This window comes from Pseudomonas triclosanedens, assembly GCF_026686735.1.
In the GTDB taxonomy this organism is placed as follows: domain Bacteria; phylum Pseudomonadota; class Gammaproteobacteria; order Pseudomonadales; family Pseudomonadaceae; genus Pseudomonas; species Pseudomonas triclosanedens.
Genome location: NZ_CP113432.1, coordinates 233,235 through 251,229, shown reverse-complemented (window position 1 = coordinate 251,229; position 17,995 = coordinate 233,235). Strand labels below are relative to the sequence as shown.

22 protein-coding genes are annotated in these 17,995 nt (G+C 64.8%); 5 read left to right on the top strand and 17 right to left on the bottom strand.

All coding sequences use genetic code 11. The annotated features are described in order from the left end of the window. Window positions 1–6 precede the first annotated feature (6 nt). The 7 genes from flgH to flgB are packed head-to-tail and all read right to left on the bottom strand — an operon-like array spanning window position 7 to window position 4,920. Window positions 7–675: a flagellar basal body L-ring protein FlgH gene (gene flgH / locus OU419_RS01195; protein ID WP_408004918.1), complete on the bottom strand. Its 669-nt coding sequence runs from the start codon at window positions 673–675 to the stop codon at window positions 7–9. Continuing rightward, window positions 675–1,460: a flagellar basal-body rod protein FlgG gene (gene flgG, locus OU419_RS01190; RefSeq protein WP_254469904.1), complete on the bottom strand. Its 786-nt coding sequence runs from the start codon at window positions 1,458–1,460 to the stop codon at window positions 675–677. The genes flgH and flgG overlap by 1 nt, the downstream gene beginning before the upstream one ends. Window positions 1,461–1,485: 25 nt before the next feature. Further along, complete coding sequence (locus OU419_RS01185; RefSeq protein ID WP_254469903.1) at window positions 1,486–2,214, bottom strand: flagellar basal body rod protein FlgF; 729 nt, start codon at window positions 2,212–2,214, stop codon at window positions 1,486–1,488. 12 nt (window positions 2,215–2,226) lie between these two features. Continuing rightward, a complete protein-coding gene (flgE, locus tag OU419_RS01180; protein WP_254469902.1) occupies window positions 2,227–3,414 on the bottom strand; it encodes a flagellar hook protein FlgE in 1,188 nt (395 codons plus the stop codon). Between the two features lie 36 nt (window positions 3,415–3,450). Next, on the bottom strand, window positions 3,451–4,122 hold the full coding sequence (locus OU419_RS01175) for a flagellar hook capping FlgD N-terminal domain-containing protein (RefSeq protein ID WP_254469901.1): 672 nt from the start codon (window positions 4,120–4,122) through the stop codon (window positions 3,451–3,453). Next, on the bottom strand, window positions 4,122–4,550 hold the full coding sequence (gene flgC / locus OU419_RS01170) for a flagellar basal body rod protein FlgC (RefSeq protein ID WP_254469900.1): 429 nt from the start codon (window positions 4,548–4,550) through the stop codon (window positions 4,122–4,124). Before flgC ends, OU419_RS01175 begins: the two co-directional genes overlap by 1 nt. 4 nt (window positions 4,551–4,554) lie before the next feature. Next, window positions 4,555–4,920: a flagellar basal body rod protein FlgB gene (flgB, locus tag OU419_RS01165; protein ID WP_254469899.1), complete on the bottom strand. Its 366-nt coding sequence runs from the start codon at window positions 4,918–4,920 to the stop codon at window positions 4,555–4,557. Window positions 4,921–4,992: 72 nt separating this feature from the next. Between flgB and flgA the strand changes: the two genes are divergently transcribed. The 4 genes from flgA to OU419_RS01145 all read left to right on the top strand — a co-directional run bounded on the left by flgA (window position 4,993) and on the right by OU419_RS01145 (window position 8,564). Further along, a complete protein-coding gene (gene flgA / locus OU419_RS01160; RefSeq protein ID WP_254469898.1) occupies window positions 4,993–5,790 on the top strand; it encodes a flagellar basal body P-ring formation chaperone FlgA in 798 nt (265 codons plus the stop codon). Between the two features lie 215 nt (window positions 5,791–6,005). Continuing rightward, window positions 6,006–6,908, top strand: coding sequence for a lateral flagellin LafA (gene lafA, locus OU419_RS01155; protein ID WP_254469897.1), 903 nt, complete (start codon window positions 6,006–6,008; stop codon window positions 6,906–6,908). Between the two features lie 298 nt (window positions 6,909–7,206). Beyond that, window positions 7,207–8,085: a winged helix-turn-helix domain-containing protein gene (locus OU419_RS01150; protein ID WP_254500499.1), complete on the top strand. Its 879-nt coding sequence runs from the start codon at window positions 7,207–7,209 to the stop codon at window positions 8,083–8,085. Then, window positions 8,073–8,564, top strand: a complete 492-nt coding sequence (locus tag OU419_RS01145; RefSeq protein ID WP_254469895.1) for a hypothetical protein — start codon at window positions 8,073–8,075, stop codon at window positions 8,562–8,564. The genes OU419_RS01150 and OU419_RS01145 overlap by 13 nt, the downstream gene beginning before the upstream one ends. Before the next feature lie 5 nt (window positions 8,565–8,569). On the opposite strand, the gene OU419_RS01140 is transcribed toward OU419_RS01145, so the two are convergent. The 10 genes from OU419_RS01140 to OU419_RS01095 all read right to left on the bottom strand — a co-directional run bounded on the left by OU419_RS01140 (window position 8,570) and on the right by OU419_RS01095 (window position 15,887). Further along, window positions 8,570–9,568, bottom strand: a complete 999-nt coding sequence (locus OU419_RS01140) for an OmpA family protein (RefSeq protein ID WP_254469894.1) — start codon at window positions 9,566–9,568, stop codon at window positions 8,570–8,572. Then, window positions 9,565–10,437 (bottom strand): flagellar motor stator protein MotA, encoded by an 873-nt coding sequence (gene motA, locus OU419_RS01135; protein WP_254469893.1) that lies wholly within the window; start codon window positions 10,435–10,437, stop codon window positions 9,565–9,567. The genes OU419_RS01140 and motA overlap by 4 nt, the downstream gene beginning before the upstream one ends. Before the next feature lie 12 nt (window positions 10,438–10,449). Next, window positions 10,450–11,205, bottom strand: a complete 756-nt coding sequence (locus OU419_RS01130) for a FliA/WhiG family RNA polymerase sigma factor (RefSeq protein WP_254469892.1) — start codon at window positions 11,203–11,205, stop codon at window positions 10,450–10,452. Window positions 11,206–11,211: 6 nt separating this feature from the next. After that, on the bottom strand, window positions 11,212–11,688 hold the full coding sequence (locus OU419_RS01125) for a flagellar basal body-associated FliL family protein (protein WP_254469891.1): 477 nt from the start codon (window positions 11,686–11,688) through the stop codon (window positions 11,212–11,214). Between the two features lie 44 nt (window positions 11,689–11,732). After that, window positions 11,733–12,878: a flagellar hook-length control protein FliK gene (locus OU419_RS01120; RefSeq protein ID WP_254469890.1), complete on the bottom strand. Its 1,146-nt coding sequence runs from the start codon at window positions 12,876–12,878 to the stop codon at window positions 11,733–11,735. Between the two features lie 3 nt (window positions 12,879–12,881). Next, complete coding sequence (locus OU419_RS01115) at window positions 12,882–13,190, bottom strand: hypothetical protein (RefSeq protein WP_326494066.1); 309 nt, start codon at window positions 13,188–13,190, stop codon at window positions 12,882–12,884. After that, window positions 13,183–13,581 carry a flagellar export chaperone FliS gene (gene fliS / locus OU419_RS01110; protein WP_254469888.1) on the bottom strand — a complete coding sequence of 133 codons (399 nt, stop codon included), beginning with the start codon at window positions 13,579–13,581 and terminating at the stop codon, window positions 13,183–13,185. Before fliS ends, OU419_RS01115 begins: the two co-directional genes overlap by 8 nt. Next, window positions 13,578–14,918 carry a flagellar filament capping protein FliD gene (gene fliD / locus OU419_RS01105; RefSeq protein ID WP_254469887.1) on the bottom strand — a complete coding sequence of 447 codons (1,341 nt, stop codon included), beginning with the start codon at window positions 14,916–14,918 and terminating at the stop codon, window positions 13,578–13,580. Before fliD ends, fliS begins: the two co-directional genes overlap by 4 nt. 286 nt (window positions 14,919–15,204) lie before the next feature. After that, window positions 15,205–15,534 carry a multidrug/spermidine efflux SMR transporter subunit MdtI gene (gene mdtI, locus OU419_RS01100; RefSeq protein ID WP_254469886.1) on the bottom strand — a complete coding sequence of 110 codons (330 nt, stop codon included), beginning with the start codon at window positions 15,532–15,534 and terminating at the stop codon, window positions 15,205–15,207. Next, complete coding sequence (locus tag OU419_RS01095) at window positions 15,528–15,887, bottom strand: SMR family transporter (RefSeq protein ID WP_254469885.1); 360 nt, start codon at window positions 15,885–15,887, stop codon at window positions 15,528–15,530. The genes mdtI and OU419_RS01095 overlap by 7 nt, the downstream gene beginning before the upstream one ends. Window positions 15,888–16,351: 464 nt before the next feature. Here OU419_RS01095 and OU419_RS01090 point away from each other — a divergent pair, with 464 nt between their 5' ends. Continuing rightward, window positions 16,352–17,995 (top strand): SulP family inorganic anion transporter, encoded by a 1,644-nt coding sequence (locus OU419_RS01090; protein ID WP_254469884.1) that lies wholly within the window; start codon window positions 16,352–16,354, stop codon window positions 17,993–17,995.

Genomic DNA, 17,995 nt, shown 5'->3' with positions numbered 1-17,995 from the left:
GCCTGCTTACATCGGGAACAGCGGATGGGTGAAGAAGCGCGTCAGCCAGCCGGCGGAGTTGCTGTCGTTGAGCACACCGCGCCCGGCGTAGGAAATCTTCGCGTTGGCGACGTTCTGCGAGGACACCTGGTTGGCGCGGTTGATGTCGTCGAGGCGCACCAGGCCTGTGAGGCGGATGAACTCGTCGCCCTGGTTCAGGCGCAGCGACTTTTCGCCCTTCACCATCAGCACGCCGCCGGGCAACACCTTGTGCACCGTCACCGCGATGGAGCCGGAGAGGGTGTTCTGCTGCGAACTTTTCGCCGAGCCATTGAAGTCGCGGTTGGCCGTGGCCGAACTCTCAAGCCCGCCGTATTCCTTGGTCAGGATGGTCGGGGTGGGCACGTCCAGGCTGGATTTCTTGCCGAAGCTGGTGCCGGCGCTCTTGCTCGACTGGGTCGATTCGTTGAGCACCACGGTGACAATGTCGCCCACGCCGATGGCGCGCTTGTCGCGCAGCAGCGAGCCGGAGTAGCCGGAGCGGAACAGGCCGCCGCTGGTGGTGGGCGGCATGCTGTAGTCCAGCTCCGGTGGCTGGTAGGCCGAGGAATCCTCGTCCGGCAGCATCTCGTTGAAGCTCTGGCAGCCGGCAAGCAGCGCCAGGGCCAGCGGCAGGGCGGCTCGGATCATGCGCATCAGACCGTCTGGTTGAGGAACTGCTGCATGCCCGACGCAGCATCGAGTACCTTGGCATTGGCCTCGTAGGCGCGCTGGATGGCGATCATGTTGACCATCGCTTCCACCACCTGCACGTTGGAGCCTTCCAGTACGCCCTGCTTGAGCGTACCCAGACCCTCTTCGCCGGGTGTGCCTTCCTGTGGCTCGCCGCTGGCGGCGGTCTCCTTGTAGAGGTTGCCGCCGAGGGCTTCCAGGCCAGCCGGGTTGGTGAAGCTGACCAGGGTGATCTGGCCCAGCTCGGTCGGCAGGGTCTCGCCCGGGAGGATGGCGGTGACGATGCCGTCGCTGCCCACGGTGAAGCGGCTGGCGCCGGCCGGCACTTCGATGTTCGGCGTCAACGGCAGGCCCTGGGCGTTGACCACGATGCCTTCGTTGTTCAGTTGCAGTTGGCCGTTCTCGGTGTAGTAGGTGTCGCCGTTGGGCGCTTCCACCTGGAAGAAGCCGGCGCCGATGATGGCAAGGTCCATCGGCTGGCCGGTGGTCTGCATGCTGCCTTCGGTGAACACTTTCTGCGTGCCGACGACACGCACGCCGCTGCCGAGCTGAATGCCCGACGGCACGGTGTTGACCTGATCGGCCTGTGCTCCAGGCTGCAGTTCGACCTGGTAGAAGAGGTCCTCGAAGACCGCGCGGTCGCTCTTGAAGCCGACGGTGTTGACGTTGGCCAGGTTGTTGGCCACGGTCGACATGGCGGTGTCTTGCGCCGCCAGGCCGGTCTTGCTGACCCAAAGTGCCGAACTCATCTCTCGCTCCTGCTATGCGCGCGGATCAGCCGCCGCGAATCAATCGGTCGCCCGCTTCGGCCAGGTCCGAGGCGGCTTTCATCATCTTCACCTGGGTCTCGAACCGGCGATTCAGGCTCATGGTGCCCACCAGTTGGTCGATGGCCGAAACGTTGCTCGCCTCCAGGTGCCCGGAGACCAGGCGCACGTCTTCGCTGGCAGCGACGTTCTGCCCATCCTTGCTCACCAGCAGGCCCTGGGCGTTCTTCACCAGCGTGGCGGCCGGGGCATCGACCAGCTTGATGCGGTCCACGTCGGTCATCAGGTAGTCGCCGCGCGGCATGATGGAAATCGTGCCGTCGCTGCCGATGGCGATGGCGTCGTACTCCGGCAGGTTGATCGGACCGCCCTCGCCGAGCACGGCGCGGCCGTTGATCATCAACTGGCGGTCGGCATCGATCTCAAGGTTGCCCTGGCGCGTGTACGCCTCGCTGCCGCCATTCGCCACGGCGATCAGCCCACGACCCTGGATGGCAAAATCGAGGTCGCGCCCGGTGGCCATGAGGGTGCCAGGCGTCATGTCCACGCCGCTGCTCTCGATGCGCGCCAGGTGGCGGCTGTCGTAGCCCGCGCCCTTTACGTCGACGGCGGTGGCGTGCTCCAGGTCTGCCCGGAAGCCCGGGGTGTTCACGTTGGCCAGGTTGTTGGCGCGCACATCCAGCGCAGACATGCTGCGGCTGGCGGCGGTCATCGCGGTGTAGCCGAGTCGGTCCATGTTTGCGCCCTATCAGATCGCTGCGAACAGCACCTGGGTGAGTTCCTTGTCGGTGGTCATCACCTTGGTGTTGGCCTGGTAGTTGCGCTGGCCTTCCATCAGGCCCACCAGTTGCTGGGTGATGTCGACGTTGGAACCTTCCAGGTTGCCCGCCGAGAGACTGCCGAACTGGCCGATGCCGGGAACGCCAACCAGCGGGGTGCCGGAGGCGGAGGTCTCGCTCCAGGCGGTGCCGCTCTCGTTCTGCAGCCCGCCGACGTTGATGAAGTTCGCCAGCGCAACCTGGCCCTGCAGCATGCGCTGGCCGTTGCTGTAGTTGACGTAGACCTTGCCGTCGTTCTCCACCGCGATGCCGGTCTGCTCGCCGGCGGCATAGCCGGTGGTGCGGTTGGTGGTGACCACGAAGTCCGAGCCGTACTGGCTGGTGCCGGTGTAGTCCAGCGAAATGCTCATCGGGTCGACGCCCGGCAGGGTGAAGTTCACCGGCACGGCGGCGATCGGCGAGGCCAGCGAGCCATTCGGCGCGAACTGCAGGCCCTGGGTGGCGCCCACGGCGTTGCCGTCGACGTAATAGTGGGCATCCCAGTTGTTGGTGGAGGTCAGCACGAAGTACTGGGTCAGGGTGTGTTCCTTGCCCTGGGAGTCGTAGATCTTGCTGGTGTAGGTGGAGTTGTAGGTGGCGACGTTCTGCGGATCGAACGGGCCGACGCTCGGGGTCTTCTCGTTGGAGTCGAGGTTGGCGACGAACTCCAGCTTGTCGGTGGCCTTGGCCGGCAGGTTGGCGGTCTTCACCTGCAGGTCGGACACGGTGCCCACCAGCAGGTTGCCGGCGGCGTCGGTCGGATAGCCTTGCAGGCGCTGGCCGGTGGCGTTGATCAGGAAGTTGCTCTTGTCCTGGCCGAAGACGCCGGCGCGGGTGTACTGCACGTCGCCATTGCCACCCTTGACCACGAAGAAGCCGCCGCCGGAAATGGCCAGATCGAGATTGCGGTTGGTGGACACCAGCGAACCGCCCTGGCTGATACTCTGGGTGGTGCCAGTGACTTCCACGCCCATGCCCTTGCTGTCGGCATAGACACTGCCGAACTCGGTGCGCGAGGACTTGAAGCCCACGGTGCCGGAGTTGGCGATGTTGTGGCTGATGGTATCGAGTTGCTGGGTGACGGCGTTCAGGCCGGTCAGGGCGATGTTGAAGCTCATGGCGTTATCTCATCCTCAAAGGTGGGAAGCAGGCGCTCAGGCGGCCTGGCCCTGACTGAATTCGACGATCTTGTAGAACGGCACCGAGCCTGCGCCCTGGACGTCCAGCACCGGGCCGTCAGCGCTGACGCGGACGTTGTTGACCAGGCCGGAAACCTCGACACCGGGCGCTTCGCCGCTCTCGGTCTTCACCGCCAGGGTGTACTTGCCAGGCTTGAGGCCGAGCGCCACGGGATCCACGGTGAAAGGCACGCTGCCCGGTTCCTGCGGCCCGAGGGCGATGTCGGTGCGAATACCGTTGGCATCGGTGAGCTGCAGTACGGTGGTGGCCGAGGCGTGTTGCAGGGCGATCTGCCCGCTGACCTTCTCTGCGTCGAGCTGCAGGCTGTCCGCGCTGACCTTCACTTCCTGGCCGACCAGGCCGGCGGCGGTGAGGGTCTGCAGGTTGTCCATCAGCACCAGGTTGTTCTGCTGCAGGGTGGTCATGTTCTGCATGCTCTTGACCTGCGCCATCGCCGAGTACTGGTTGATGAACTCGGTGCTGTCCACCGGCTTGGTCGGGTCCTGGTACTGAACCTGCGCGACCAGCAGGGTGATGAAGCTGTTTTCCATGTCGCTCAGCTCACCGAGGTTCACCGCCTGCCTGGGCAGCTCACTGGAGCTTCCGCTGGTGCTGTTGTTGCCGCTGGTGCCGTTCACCGTGCTCATCAGGCGTCTCCCAGTTTCAGCAGGCTGGACTGCATGCTCTTGACCCGGTTGAGCACCTCGACGCCCGTTTCGAAGCTGCGGCTGGCGGACATCATGTCGGTCATTTCCTCGATCTCGTTGACGTCGGGGTAGTAGACGTAGCCGGTGGCGTCGGCCAGCGGGCTACCCGGCTCGTAGCGGCGCTGCGGCGCACGGCCGGAGGTCACCACGTCGAGCACCTGCACATGGGCGCCGCCCATGCCGGCGCCACGGGTGAGCTGGTCGTTCTCGTAGACGGCAGCGAACATCGGCTTGCGCGCCTGGTACACGTCCTCGGGCTTGGCGGCTGCCGAGTCGGCGTTGGCGAGGTTGCTGGCAACGGTGTTCAGGCGCACGGTCTGCGCGTTCATCGAGGATCCGGCGATGCGGTAGATGGAATCGAAAGCCATGACGTCAACGTCCTTCAATGGCCTGCTTCAGGCCGCGGAATTTCATGGTCAGGAAGGTCAGGCTGGTCTGGAAATCCATCGCATTGCGCGAGAACTCCGCCTGTTCGGTTGCCAGCTCGACGCTGTTGCCATCCTGGGAGGGCTGGTTGGGAACGCGATACTTGAGATCCAGGCTCTCGGGGCTGGTGCTGGCGAGCAGTGCCGGCGCGCTGCCCTGGCGCTGCATCTCGGCGGCGAAATCGATGTCACGCGCCTTGAAGCCGGGCGTGTCTTCGTTGGCCAGATTGGAGGCCAGGATTTCGCTGCGCTGCATGTGCAGCGAGAGGGCTCTCTCGTGGATACCCAGCGTCTCGTCAAACCGTATACTCATTCCCACCCACTCTCATCGTTCGGCGTGCGTGGCGTTAGAGCACAATCCATGCCGACCCCTGAAGGCCGCTTCATGTCATTGATTAACAAGGCTTTTCGCGGCGCTTACGACAGCGTGCGCAACGCGGCGTTTCCGCTTTCCGCCCAGCCCGGAACAGGAAGCGGAAAGGCCTTTTCCGCCTGCTTCCTCCTGCTGCTCGCGCCGCTCGCCTGGGGCCAGGATGCCCGCCAGCAACTGGACGCCGCCGCCCAGCGCCAGGTCGCCAGCGAACTCAAGAACGAGGCGCGCGCGCAGGGCTGGAAGGGCATGACCTTCACGGTGGACAACAACCTGCCCAACAGCCTGGGCAAGCTTCCCGCGTGCCCGCGCGAGCCACAGTTGCGCGTCAGCGAGGCGCCCTCTTCCGCCACCGCGCGGCGGCGCTTCGAAGCGGATTGCCCAGGGCAATCCGGCTGGCCCGTGTACTTCACCAGCCAGTCCACTGTGATGCTGCCGGCCGTGTTCGCCAGCAGCGCAATCGAGCGTGGCCAGACCCTGGACGCCAACCAGCTCAAGCTCGCCCCGCTGGACATCGGCAAGACGCCGCGCGGTTACTTCACCGACATCGCCGAAGTCGCCGGCAAGACTGCTCGCCGCCGCATCCGCGCCGACCAGCCGCTGTCGCCGGCACTGCTCGACGGCGCCACTCTGGTCCGCCGTGGCCAGCAGGTGAAGATCGTCGCCAGCCAGGATGGCATCCAGGCCAGCGCCGTCGGCGAGGCGATGGCCAACGGCAAGCAGGACGACGTGATCCGCGTAAAGAACTTGCGCAGCCAGAAAATCATCGACGCCAAGGTGGTGGAGTCGGGCGTGGTGAGCAGCATCTTCTGATGCGCTCCGTACTCACAGCAGCGCAGTGATCACAGCGAGGCTCGCTGGTGCGAGCCATGCCAGGCAATCACAGTCGCAACGGAGCCTGCGGCGGAGCGCCGGAATCTCCGCGCCAGAATTTTCACCCGGCCATTTAATCCTTCCGCGAGAGCTGTCGCCTTACCCCTTCAGCAGGCACAACGCCGGCTTCATCCAGCTCATACAGGAAGTCCACCATGGCCTTGTCGATTCAAACCAACTACTCCTCCCTGATCACCCAGACCAGCCTGAACAAGACCAACACCTCTCTGGCTACCAACCAGCAGCGTCTGGGCACCGGCCTGCGCATCAACTCCGCAGCCGACGACGCCGCCGGCCTGCAGATCGCTACCCGCCTGAACGCCCAGTCCCGCGGCATGAGCGTTGCCATGCGCAACACCAGCGACTCGATCTCGATGCTGCAGACCGCCGAAGGCGCGTTCAGCGAAGTGACCGATATCCTGCAGCGCATGAAGGACCTCGCCACCCAGTCCGCGAACGGAACCAACGGCACCAAGGACCGTGACGCCCTGCAAGCCGAATACGACCAGCTGGGTTCCGAGCTGGCCAACATCATGAAGAACACCACCTACGCTGGTGACACCCTGTTCGGCGACGCCACCGCCATCGACGGCACCAAAGGCAAGTTCTCGGCGGCAATGGACTTCCAGATCGGCGCAACCGCTGGCGAGAAGCTGACCCTGAACATGGCCACCGCACTGGGCAAGGCTCTGGACAGCACCGCCGGCCTGGGCAAGGTTTCCACCTTCTACGCCACCACCACCCCAGCCACTGCCGGCACCGAAATCGCCACCGCTACCGCTGCCAACACCTCGATCACCACCATCAACACCGCGCTGGACAACATCGGCTCCCTGCGCGCGCAGTTCGGTGCGAACATCAATCGCCTGCAGCACACCTCCAACAACCTGGCCAACATGAAGGACAACACCGACCTGTCCAAGGGCCGCATCATGGACGCCGACTTCGCCACCGAAAGCGCGAACATGAGCAAGAACTCCATGCTGATGCAGTCCGGCATCTCCATGCTCAAGCAAGCTGGCCAGATGCCCAGCATGATCATGGGCCTGCTGGGCTAATTGCCCGCTGCGATCCGCGGCGCGCCCGCGAGATCGCGAACAGCCTGCAAGGTCGACTTTTTCGCGCAATGCCCTCCGCATTGCGCGAACATCGCCCGGCAAGACGCCCCGCTCGTCGGGGCGTTCTGCTGTCTGCGGGTCCGCAGACATAGACTAACGGCGCATTGCCACCAGCCGGACCCGCTCTGGCTCGCGCCTCCTGAATTCGCATGAAAAATGCAAGCGTGAGTGTGCAAAATTCAGAACTTGCACCCACATTTTTCTGACGTCAAAATAATGCCTTTGCCTCCTTGGACAAATGGAGATTTCCGCAACCGTCAAGGAAGCGGCTCGCAAGGGCAAGATGACCACACTCACTCCAACGCTTGCGGACAACCGGGCAGCGATTACCTGCCTGACCCTCCGCACCGGCCGTTCCGACTGCCTCGCGCAGTTCTATCCCGCGCTCTATCAACTCGACCTCGTCCGCGACGGTCAGGTGGAGCGTATCGACCTGGGCTTTTCCGGCAGCCGGCTACTCGAACGCCTGCTGCAGACACCGGGAGACGTAGTTGCGCGCGATGAACTGCTGACCCACGCGTGGTCGGACCGGGTCGTCGGGCAAGGCAGCCTCAACCAGCAGATCTATACCCTGCGCCAGGTGCTGGCGGACGAGAAGCAACGGCAGATCATCCAGACGCTTCCGCGTCGCGGCTACATGTTCAACCCGCAGTTCCTCGCCAGCGAAGCGCCTTCCGAATCGGAAGCAGAGAGCGCTCCTGCACCGTCGCCGGCACTGCTGGAAATTCCGCCCCCGCGAATTCCGTCGAATTCACGGCGCCTGAAATTCGTCGCCAGCAGCCTGTGTACGCTCGGGCTGCTGGTGCTGGCCGGGGCGTTCTACCACACGCAGGTGCGCAGCCAGATGTTCACGGCCGAGCAGCAGTTAGGCACGTTGCAGATCACCTATGTGGAAGAGGACGAACAGGAACTGCAGCGGCTGATGCGTGACACCCGCCCCCTGGCGCATCAGCTCGCCGACCTGGCGACACGCCCGGTCGGGCTGCTGCTGCACATGACGTCGGGCTTCTACGAACTGGTCTGCGTGCAGCCAGAAGGCAACTCCAACTGGCTGCTGATCCACGAGAGCCAGGTCGCCCGGATTCCCCAGGAGCAGCTGCGCAAGTGTCTGAACTGATCCTACGCCGCGAAGCCGGCGTGGCGCGCCGCTGCCTGCTCGTCTCGCTGTTCGGCATCGCCTGTCTGAGCCTGGCGCTGTGCCTGCTGTGGAAACACGGCAAGAACACCTCGGCAATCGATGGCCGCTACGCGTCGTCCGGCCAGGTGGTGCTCGGCAACGGACGGGTATTGGATATCGCCCAGACCACCATGTTCCACGAGGGGCGCTTCTACTCGATGATCCAGCAGGACGCCAACATCCTGGAAGTCTCCGGCCAGGTCGGCAGCGACCTCACCGGGCGCTACCAGTTGCAGGTGGAAGACAACAGCATCAGCAACCTGCAGGCCGACAGCGGCCTGGACAGCGAACTGATCTTCAACCTGCTCTACGGCCGTCAGCGTGGCGCTCGCATCACCCTCGAACCCCTGAGCAGTTGCCTGTACGGCGTGGAAACACGCCAGGTGTTCTGCCCCAAGCGGCTGCGCAACGAGCACTGACATTCTCACGGTTTGTCCTCTGCAGCAGGCGCCGATACTGGTGCCGGAGCGGGCACGGCCTGCGGCTCGACGGTGGCCTTGGGCGCAACCAGCCGCGCCCCGGAAGCCGAGTAATGCACCTGTGCATAACTCTCGCCGAAGATTTCCCGGTACAGCCCTTCGGCGTGGCGCGTCAGCAGCAGGATCTCGATGCGGCGGTTGGCGCCGTTCTCCGGGTCTTCCGGACGCAGCGGCATGACGTCGGCCTGCGCCGCCACCTGTAGCACGTGACCGGTCGGCAGCCCGCTGTCCACCATCACGTTGCGCGCACGCAGGGCGCGGTCGCCGGACAGGTTCCAGTTGTTGTAGCCGTCGGGCCGGCGGTACTGCACCGCATCGGTATGGCCACTCAGGATCAGCTTGTTCTGCACTTTCGCCAGCACCCCGGACAGCGCGCCGAGCAGGGTCTGGAAGTGCGGATCGAGCGTGGCCTTGCCGCGCTCGAACATGAAGCGTTGCTGGTCGTCCTTGATCAGGATGCGCAGGCCCTGCGGCACCACAGTCACTTCGATGTTGGCCAGCGCATCCACCTTGCCGGACACCTCGCGGATCAGTTCCGCCAGCTCGCGCAGGTCGTCACGGCTGTCGTACTGGCGCGCCTCGGCGTCGTGGGCGGTGCCGTCCTTGCTCTCGTCCCGCTTGCCTGCCGCGGCCAGTTGCGGCGCGGGCTTGTCCGGGGTCTTCACCGGCTGCGGCATGCCATCCAGCTCGATGGGCGTGCGGCTGGCGCCGTCGAACACACCGGCGCCGCCATCCACCAGGGGGTTGGCATCCTGCTCGCCGACGGCCACCGGCTGCGGCTCGGTCTGCGGATGGATGATCCACAGCACCATGAACAGCGCCATCATCGCCAGAGTGAAGTCGGCGAAGGCTACCTTCCAGGCGCCGCCATGCTCATCATCGTGGCCCTTCTTGCTGCGGCGCTTGATGATGATCTCGCCATGCTTGTCGGCACGCTTCTTCATGCGACGTCCCGCTCTTCCTCATAGCGGGTAACCCAGGTTTCCAGCTGCTTGAAGGCCGGCTTGACGTCCTGCTCGATCAGCTTGCGGCCGGCGTCCACCGCCAGCAGCGTGGGTTTGCCGGCAACGTGGGCGACCAGCGTGGTTCGCACGCATTCCAGCGCCGACAGCTCGGTCTTCACCCGTTGCGCCATCGCGTTGGAAAGCGGGTCCATCAGGCAGTAGCAGACGAAGATGCCGAAGAAGGTGCCGACCAGCGCGGCAGCGACGTGGGCGCCGATTTCGGCCACCGAGCCGCCGATGTTGCCCATCGTGATGATGATGCCCATGATCGCCGCGAGAATGCCGAAGCCCGGCATCGCCTCGCCGACCTTGTGCAGCGACTTGGACGGCTGCAGCAGCGCGTGCTCCATCGCGTCCAGCTCCTGTTCGAGGAAGCCTTCCAGCTCGTGCGCGCTGATCTTGCCCATCGCCATCAGGCGGAAGTTGTCGGCGATGAACGCCATCAGGTTCTTTTCCTGGAGGATCAGCGGGTACTTGGCGAACAGGTCGCTCTGCTCCGGCTCCTCGATGTGCGCATCGAGCACCTTCAGGCCTCCCACATCGACCATTTCCAGCAGTTCGTAGAGCAGCATCAGCAGTTGACGCTGGAACTCCTCGCCTCGGCGCTTGAAGACGAACACGCCCTTGATCTGCGAGCACATTTCCAGCAGCACTTCACGGGGGTTGGCAACCACCAGGGTGCCCAGGCCGGCGCCGAGGATGATCAGGATTTCCGCCGGCTGCCAGAGCGCACGCATGTCGCCGTTGGCCATCGCGTAGCCGCCGAGCACGCAGGCGATGATGATCAGGGCACCGATGATTTTCTGCATAAGTCGGGTTCTTCAGGGGCTGTCGGGGTCGTTGAGGAATCGGCTGCACTTGCCGATCGCCTGCTTCATCAGCTGGCAGATACGCGCATCGGTCAGTTCCAGCACCAGCGCGATCTCCTTGAGATTCAGCTCGTGCTGGTAGTACAGGTTGAGAATCAGTCGCTCACGCTCGTTGAGACGCGCCAGCGCCTGGGCCAGCAGACGCTCCTTGAGCACGCGCTCTTCCAGCACGTCGCCGCTGCCCTGGATGCCGTCCTGGCCGCTCTGCAGCAGCGCATCGAAGCTCTCGATGGCCTCGGAGGATTCGGCGCGCAGGTAGTCCTGGTAGCCGGCTTCATCGAGCCCGGTAGCGGCCAGTACTTCGTCGTCGCTGGGCATCCGGCCGAGCTGGCGAGCCAGCGCGCGGATGGTGTCGCGCACCTTGTGTGCCTGCTGGCGAACTTGGCGCGGGCGCCAGTCCTGGCGGCGCAGTTCGTCGAGAATGGCGCCACGGATGCGCAGCGCGGCGAAGCGGCCGAACTGCTCGTCGGGCTCGCCGTAGCGACGCAGTCCTTCGAGCAGGCCCATCAGGCCGATCTGCTCCATGTCTTCACGATCCAGCACCTGGTTGGCCTGCAGCGACAACTGGCTGACGATGCGCCGCACCAGCGGCAGGTACTGCATCATCCAGCGCTGCTCGGCGGCCGGAGACAAGCGCGCGTGGCCGCCTCCGCCGCTGTCGGCGTAGGTGCTGCCGTAGTCGAGTGCCGCTTCGCGAAGGGCGTGCATGGCGGCTTACTGGACGATCATCTTGCTGAGCAGGACGTGCTCGAACGGCACCACCACCTTGCGTGCGGCGAAGTCGTCGAGCAGGGCCTTCTCCAGACGCTGCTGCACATCGCCGATGGGCATCGCGCGCAGGGTCTCGAACTTCTCCGGGGTCAGGTTGGCGACCACCGAGCTGCGCACCATCGGTGCCACGCTTTCGAGCTTCTTGCGCTCCTGGTCGGAACGCCCCTGGAGCACCAGGTCGATCACGAAGTAGTGCTCGCGGTCTTCGCCACGGGAACTGACGATGATCTTCTCCACGGGCACGAAGAGGTACTCGGCGCTTTCTGACTCATCGCCAGCCTCGGCCTTGTCCCCTTCGGCCGTGGGCGTGGCAGGCGCAAGGCTGGCCGACTTGATCATTTGGTAGTTGACGAACACGCCACCCAGCACGACGGCGATATTCACGATGAGCATCAGTACAACGAGACGCGACGTGGACATGGTGTTTCTCGAATAATCCTGTGAGGGTACGGGCCGCCTGCGGCCTACACGGTGATCAGTACATCGCTGTCGAGGCGCGGCGCAGCGCGCTCGCCCGATTGCGCGTCGCGCGGATTGGTGGCGACCGTGGCCTGTTCCTGCTCGAAGCGCTGGCGGTTCTGCTGGCCCGACTGGCCGGACTGGGTATCGGAGGAGACCTGCACGTTGACCTGCAGGAAGTTCTGCCCGACCAGTTCCTGGCGCAGTCGGTCGCTGGTCTGCTGGAGCATGCGCACTACGTCGCCGTGGGACGCGGAAATCTGCACGTTGAGCTGGCCGGCCTCATGACGCACGAGGATTTCCAGGCTGCCCAGCTCCGGCGGGTCGAGGCGGATCGTAGCGTTCTGCACGCGCTGGTTCAGTTGCAGCTCGACGTTGTCACGCAGCGCACTGACCATCTGCTCGCCCCAGTGAGCGTCGTTGCCCTTGAGGTGCAACGGTTTGTCCAGCGCCAGCGTGCCTGGCGCGGACGTGGTGGGCGGCGCGCTGCCGTCCGCGACGCTCAGGCGCGGGTCCAGCGGCACGGCGACAGGAGTTTGCGCGGCAGCGGCATCTGGCGCGCTCGCGGCGCTCGCCAGGTGCTGTTGCAGCAGTGTCTGCGCCTGGCTCTGGGTCGCCTCGCGCGGTGCGGGCGCACTGGCTGGCTCGGTGTCGTCAGGTTGCGCGCCGACCGGCATCGGCTGGACAGCGGCCAACGGCGCGGTGCCGGCGCCGGCGCCGGGCTGCGGAGCACGGATGTCCACCGCCTGGGTGGCGAATCCGGCAATCCGCGTGGCGCTCTGCGCCTGCGGATTGTCGCGGGCCTGCACGGTCAGGCCGGCCTGGCCGAGCATCCCGGCCAGCCAGGCTTCCGCGCCGGACGGCGAGCCTTCCTCGCGCACCGGCTGCTGCGGATCGACGCTGTCCGTCGGTTCCTCCACAGGCCCGGGCAGCAATGCCGGCGATGGAATCTGCGCCGTCTCAGGCTGTTCTTCCTGACGAGCCGTATCGAACTGCGCCAGGAACGACTGCACCGTGATCGCCCGACCCTGCGCGGCCTGGGCGCGGAATCCTGCGATGCTCGCGACAGTGCCTAGGGCATCGCGCGGCTGGGCATCGGCGACCGGGCTATCGGTGGTGATGGCGGCAGGCTGGATCGGCAACTGGATCACGGTCTATCGACTCTCCTGGAACATTTCCACCTGCATGTACGCGGAACGGCCTTCCGCGTATTCCAGGTGCGACAACAGCAGACGGCGCAGGCGCTCGCACTCTTCGGCACATGCCTGCGAAGCCTGTTCATGCAGGTGTTTCAAGCGTTTCTTGGCCAACAGCACGTCGGCTGCCAACCCTGGTTGCGAGGACATCGCCACCAGTTGCGCGCGGATCGCCAGGTCAACCTGCCCCATTGCGTTCCAGTCCTTGCGCTGCAGCGCCCCGCCGAGCTGTTCGTATAGCTCCAGCAGGCGCTGGCGATCATCCACGTGCCGCACTCACGCCCTCCCAGCCCTCGCGCAGGATGCCCAGCAGGCGCACCACTTCATCGATGCCCTCGACATCCAGCGAAACGCTGACGTCGGAGAGGCGATAGATGCAGTAGTCGTAGAGCCGAGCCAGCCCCTGAACGACCTCGCCGCCGTTCTCATAGTCGAGCGCGCCGTTCAGGCCATTGAGGATGTTCAGGCACTTCTCCAGGGAGCGGCCCTTCTGCTGGTAGCGCTTGTGCTCGATGTGCCCGCGGGCACGGGCCAGTTCGTCGAGCAGGCCGTCGAACAGCACCAGCACCAGTTCATAGGGCGACGAGGCGGCCGCCTTGGCCTCCAGGTCGACCATCCGGTAGCTGTCGTAGCTCTCGTTCATTGCGTAGCCGGTCATCCGAACATCCCGCTGGTCTGACTCATCGACTGCATCGTCTGCATCATCGAGGTGTACTGCTTGAGGTAGCGCGCGTAATAGCTGTCGTACTGCTTCTGCAGCGTGTCGTAGTCATCGTTCACGCGGCGCAGGCTGTTGTTCAGCGTGTCCTTGCGGGACTTCATCACGCCATTGGTGGCGTTGGTGTACAGCGCCAGGTTCTTGTCCACGCTGTCGAGCAGGTTGCCCTTGCCGACGAAGAGCTTGTCCAGGCCCTCCGGGTCGGCGGCGATGGCTTTCTCGAAGCGCGTCGAGTCGAGCGTCAGCTTGCCGTTACGGTCGGCGCTGATGCCGAAGTTGATCAGGTTGGCGCCACCGAAGGAGGTGCGCAGCAACTGGTTCAGGCTGTTCTCGATGGCGCGCACGCTGGAGTCGCCGGCCAGGGCGCCACGGGCGTTGCCGTTCTGGTCGCCGCTGGCGGTGAGCGTATCGATCTGGCTGGCCAGGGCGTTGAACGCATCGATGAAGGTCTGCACCTTCTTGGTGGTCGAGCTCTTGTCCTGATCGATGGTCATGGAGATCGGCAGCTCGCCCGCCTTCTGCGCCTGGGTGAAGGTGACGCTGACGCCATCGATGATGTTGTCGTAGGTGTTGCTGTCGTTGGTCAGCAACATGCCGTTCTCGCCACCCAGACGAACGCGGGCGTCCTGCCCCTTGGACAATTCCTGCGGGTTGGCCAGTGCGTTCTCGAAGGCGTTGTTGGCGGTGGAGGTGCCGCTGAGAGTGATGCCGATGGCATTCGCCGCGCCGCTCTTTTCCGCGCCGAGAACCAGGGACACCTGGCCATTGCTGCGCACCAGTGTGGCTTTCACGCCGGTGTTGTCGGCGGCCTTGTTGATCGCCGCGGCCAGCTCTTCCATCGAGTTGCTGCCGTCGCCGTCGCTATCGATCTTGCTCAGGTCGATGTCGAAGGATTTGCCATTCTGGGTCAGGGTCAGGGTGCCCTGGGTATCGATATCGCCGGCCTGCAGGCCGGAGAAGGACATCTGGTGAGAAGTGGCCAGTTGTTCGACGAAGAAATCGTACTTGCCGGCCACGGCAGTGCTGCCCACCTTGGCGCTCAGGTAGCCGTCCTTGCTCATCGTGGCGCTGTTGACCAGCATGCTCGCGTCGGTGCCGTTGAGGCCCTTCACAGCGCTGGAGAAGGTCTTGAGCGCGGACTCGAGCGCGGTCACGGCAGAGAGCTGCGACTGGTACGAAGCCTTGTTGCGGTCAGCCTTGTTCAGCCCGTTCTGGACCTCGTAGGTCGCCAACTGCTGGGCCATCTGTTTGACGTAGTCGGAATCTATGGTGGTCATCTGAAAACACCCCTTTGCTGCCCGAAGAGCAATATCGATGCCAATGGCCGGAGCCCCGTGCCACGGGGCTTTGCGGGAAATCCATGCAGAAGCCGGGCTTCCGCCCGGACGACCGTCGCGCGCACCGGGAAACGCTGTTTCCGCATGGCGCGCGCAGTCTTCGCTGCAAGGAAAAGGCGACCGCGGGGGCGCGTTGATTAAGCCCAGCCCGCGCAGGGGAAAATCGGCGGACAGAAAAAAGGCGGAGCACCTTGAGGTGCTCCGCCTTTTCAGTCACCGCCAGCGATCAGGCGAGTTTCAGCAGGCTCATGCCCAGCACCAGCATCGCCAGGCCAACCCAGCCACGCCAGACCAGGCGCTGGCCGAACAGCGCCCAGCCCATCGCCACGGTGGCGAGGATGCCGAAGCCGCCCCAGATGGCATACGCCACCGACAGCTCGATGCCGCGCACCGCCTGGGCCAGCGCGGTGAACGCGCCGAGCACGCAGAGGATCGAAGCGACGCCGATCAGGCGCTTGCGGAAGCCATCGGAGTACTTCAGCAGCAGGTTGGCGATCACTTCCAGAACGATGGCCAGGCCCAGCCAGGCCATCGGAATCAGGTCATGGTTCAGCATGTGGCGACCTCCATGTTGCCCTCGCGCTTGCCGCTGCGGGTGCCGGATTTCACCAGCAGGATGCCGGCGATCATCACGGCCAGGCCCAGAGCCTTGTCCAGGCTCAGATGCTCGCCGAGGAAGAAGGCGCTGACCAGGGTGATCAGCACGATGCCGATGCCTTCCCACAGGGCGTAGGCCACGCCGACCGGTACATGCTTGATGGCCAGCGACAGGAAGTAGTACGACAGGCCGATCATCACGTACATCAGCAGCAGACCCGCGACCGGGTACAACGCATGGGTGAATTTCATCGAGGTGGTGCCAACGACTTCGAAGCCGATGGCGGCAAACAGATAGATCCAGGAACGCATGGTACAGGCCCTCCCACGGGCGGCCGCGCGCAGTCGCCAGGGGCATCCTTGCGGCGGTTTTCGGTTCGGGGTCGGTGGCGCCGACTCGGGCGACGGAGGTTCCGCCGCGCCTGGCGCCACGCTCAGGTAGCTGCCGTCGGGAGGGGCTAGAGGTCGCCGGTCCAGTGACGCTCGCGCGAAACCAGGCGGGAAGTGGGGAGGGGCAAAGCCTTAATGTTCAACATAATGAACACAATATTGCCAATTTCAGGGCGAGTTGGCAAATCGACCCCCTCTATTTCGCTTATCAAAGCCCGTATGTCGACTCCTGCGACCACCCGCGAAAGCTGCGCGCCACCCAATCCGTGCAATATTTTGTTCACCCCGCAAGACCTGCGACAGCACGCCACAGGCATGACCTGCGCCAGATCACTGCCACGCGGTTCCTGCTAGCATTCACACTCGATACCCCGTCGGAGACCGCGATGATCGCCCTGCGAGAAGCCTGGAAGGCCGGACTGTTCGGCCGCGAGCACTGGACGCGCAACCTGGTGGCAGGCGTGATCGTCGGGGTGGTTGCCCTGCCGCTGGCAATGGCCTTCGCCATCGCCAGCGGGGTGAAGCCGGAGCAAGGCATCTATACGGCGATCTTCGCTGGCGTGCTGGTATCGCTGCTGGGCGGCAGCCGGGTGCAGATCGCCGGGCCGACCGGCGCCTTCATCGTCATCCTTGCCGGCGTCACCGCCAAGTACGGCGTGGACGGACTGCAGATCGCAACGCTGATGGCCGGGGCGATTCTCGTGCTGCTCGGCGTCAGCCGGCTCGGCACGATCATCCGTTTCATTCCCGCGCCGGTGATCGTCGGCTTCACTGCCGGTATCGGCGTGATCATCTGGGTCGGCCAGTGGAAGGACTTCTTCGGCCTGCCGGCAGTGGGTGGCGATCACTTCCACCAGAAACTCTGGCACCTGATCCAGGCACTGCCACAACTGCACCTGACCACCACCCTGCTGGCGATGCTGAGCCTGGCGCTGGTGCTGTTCGCGCCCCGCATCAACGCGCTGCGCCGGGTACCCGGCCCGCTGGTGGCGATGGTGGTGGTGACGGCCATCCAGTCGCTGTTCCACTTCGACGGAGTGGCCACCATCGGCAGCGCCTTCGGCGGGATTCCACAGGGGCTGCCGAGCTTCAGCCTGCCGGAGGTAACCCTGCCGCGCGTACTGGAGCTGATCGGCCCGGCCTTCGCCATTGCCATGCTCGGCGCGATCGAATCGCTGCTCTCGGCGGTAGTGGCCGACGGCATGGCCGGGACTCGTCACGACTCCAACCAGGAACTGATCGGCCAGGGCATCGCCAACCTGGTCACTCCGCTGTTCGGCGGCATCGCCGCCACCGGTGCTATCGCCCGCACCGCGACCAACATCCGCAACGGCGGCAACAGTCCCCTGGCCGGCGTCACCCATGCGGCGACGCTGGTGCTGATCCTGCTGTTCCTCGCACCGCTGGCCTCGAACATCCCACTATGCGCGCTGGCGGCGATCCTCTTCGTGGTGGCCTGGAACATGAGCGAGGCACGGCACTTCCTGTTCATGATCAAGCGCGCGCCGCGCGCCGACGTCACGATTCTGCTGGTGACCTTCCTGCTGACGGTATTCAGCGACCTGGTGATCGCCGTGAACATCGGCGTGATCCTGGCAATGCTGCACTTCCTGCGGCGCATGGCGTCGTCGGTGGAAGTGCACGCCGAGGAAGGCCCGGAGCTGGACGTCGAGCTGCGCGGTCGCGGCCTGGCAGAACTGCCGCCGGGCGTGCTGGTGTACAGCATCGAAGGGCCGCTGTTCTTCGGCGCGGCGGAAACTTTCGAGCGCGCGCTGGCCAAGACCCATACCGACCCGAAGACGCTGATCATCCGTCTGCGGCGCGTGCCGTTCATGGATATCACCGGCCTGCAGACACTGCAGGAAGTGATCGAGCAACTGCAACGGCGCGGCATAGAAGTCCGGCTGTGCGAAGCCAACGCGCGGGTGCTGGGCAAGCTGCGCAAGGCCGGGGTGATCGATGCGCCGGATGCCGCCACCTATCACCCGGACTTCCCTGCCGCCCTGAGCGCAGCCAGCGCCGGGGGCTGA

What these genes read in the sequence shown, in the direction of transcription:
- flgH (WP_408004918.1), bottom strand. Translation starts at nt 675, where the DNA reads ATGCGCATGATCCGAGCCGCCCTGCCGCTGGCCCTGGCGCTGCTTGCC.
- flgG (WP_254469904.1), bottom strand. Translation starts at nt 1,460, where the DNA reads ATGAGTTCGGCACTTTGGGTCAGCAAGACCGGCCTGGCGGCGCAAGAC.
- OU419_RS01185 (WP_254469903.1), bottom strand. Translation starts at nt 2,214, where the DNA reads ATGGACCGACTCGGCTACACCGCGATGACCGCCGCCAGCCGCAGCATG.
- flgE (WP_254469902.1), bottom strand. Translation starts at nt 3,414, where the DNA reads ATGAGCTTCAACATCGCCCTGACCGGCCTGAACGCCGTCACCCAGCAA.
- OU419_RS01175 (WP_254469901.1), bottom strand. Translation starts at nt 4,122, where the DNA reads ATGAGCACGGTGAACGGCACCAGCGGCAACAACAGCACCAGCGGAAGC.
- flgC (WP_254469900.1), bottom strand. Translation starts at nt 4,550, where the DNA reads ATGGCTTTCGATTCCATCTACCGCATCGCCGGATCCTCGATGAACGCG.
- flgB (WP_254469899.1), bottom strand. Translation starts at nt 4,920, where the DNA reads ATGAGTATACGGTTTGACGAGACGCTGGGTATCCACGAGAGAGCCCTC.
- flgA (WP_254469898.1), top strand. Translation starts at nt 4,993, where the DNA reads ATGTCATTGATTAACAAGGCTTTTCGCGGCGCTTACGACAGCGTGCGC.
- lafA (WP_254469897.1), top strand. Translation starts at nt 6,006, where the DNA reads ATGGCCTTGTCGATTCAAACCAACTACTCCTCCCTGATCACCCAGACC.
- OU419_RS01150 (WP_254500499.1), top strand. Translation starts at nt 7,207, where the DNA reads ATGGAGATTTCCGCAACCGTCAAGGAAGCGGCTCGCAAGGGCAAGATG.
- OU419_RS01140 (WP_254469894.1), bottom strand. Translation starts at nt 9,568, where the DNA reads ATGAAGAAGCGTGCCGACAAGCATGGCGAGATCATCATCAAGCGCCGC.
- motA (WP_254469893.1), bottom strand. Translation starts at nt 10,437, where the DNA reads ATGCAGAAAATCATCGGTGCCCTGATCATCATCGCCTGCGTGCTCGGC.
- OU419_RS01130 (WP_254469892.1), bottom strand. Translation starts at nt 11,205, where the DNA reads ATGCACGCCCTTCGCGAAGCGGCACTCGACTACGGCAGCACCTACGCC.
- OU419_RS01125 (WP_254469891.1), bottom strand. Translation starts at nt 11,688, where the DNA reads ATGTCCACGTCGCGTCTCGTTGTACTGATGCTCATCGTGAATATCGCC.
- fliS (WP_254469888.1), bottom strand. Translation starts at nt 13,581, where the DNA reads ATGACCGGCTACGCAATGAACGAGAGCTACGACAGCTACCGGATGGTC.
- fliD (WP_254469887.1), bottom strand. Translation starts at nt 14,918, where the DNA reads ATGACCACCATAGATTCCGACTACGTCAAACAGATGGCCCAGCAGTTG.
- mdtI (WP_254469886.1), bottom strand. Translation starts at nt 15,534, where the DNA reads ATGCTGAACCATGACCTGATTCCGATGGCCTGGCTGGGCCTGGCCATC.
- OU419_RS01095 (WP_254469885.1), bottom strand. Translation starts at nt 15,887, where the DNA reads ATGCGTTCCTGGATCTATCTGTTTGCCGCCATCGGCTTCGAAGTCGTT.
- OU419_RS01090 (WP_254469884.1), top strand. Translation starts at nt 16,352, where the DNA reads ATGATCGCCCTGCGAGAAGCCTGGAAGGCCGGACTGTTCGGCCGCGAG.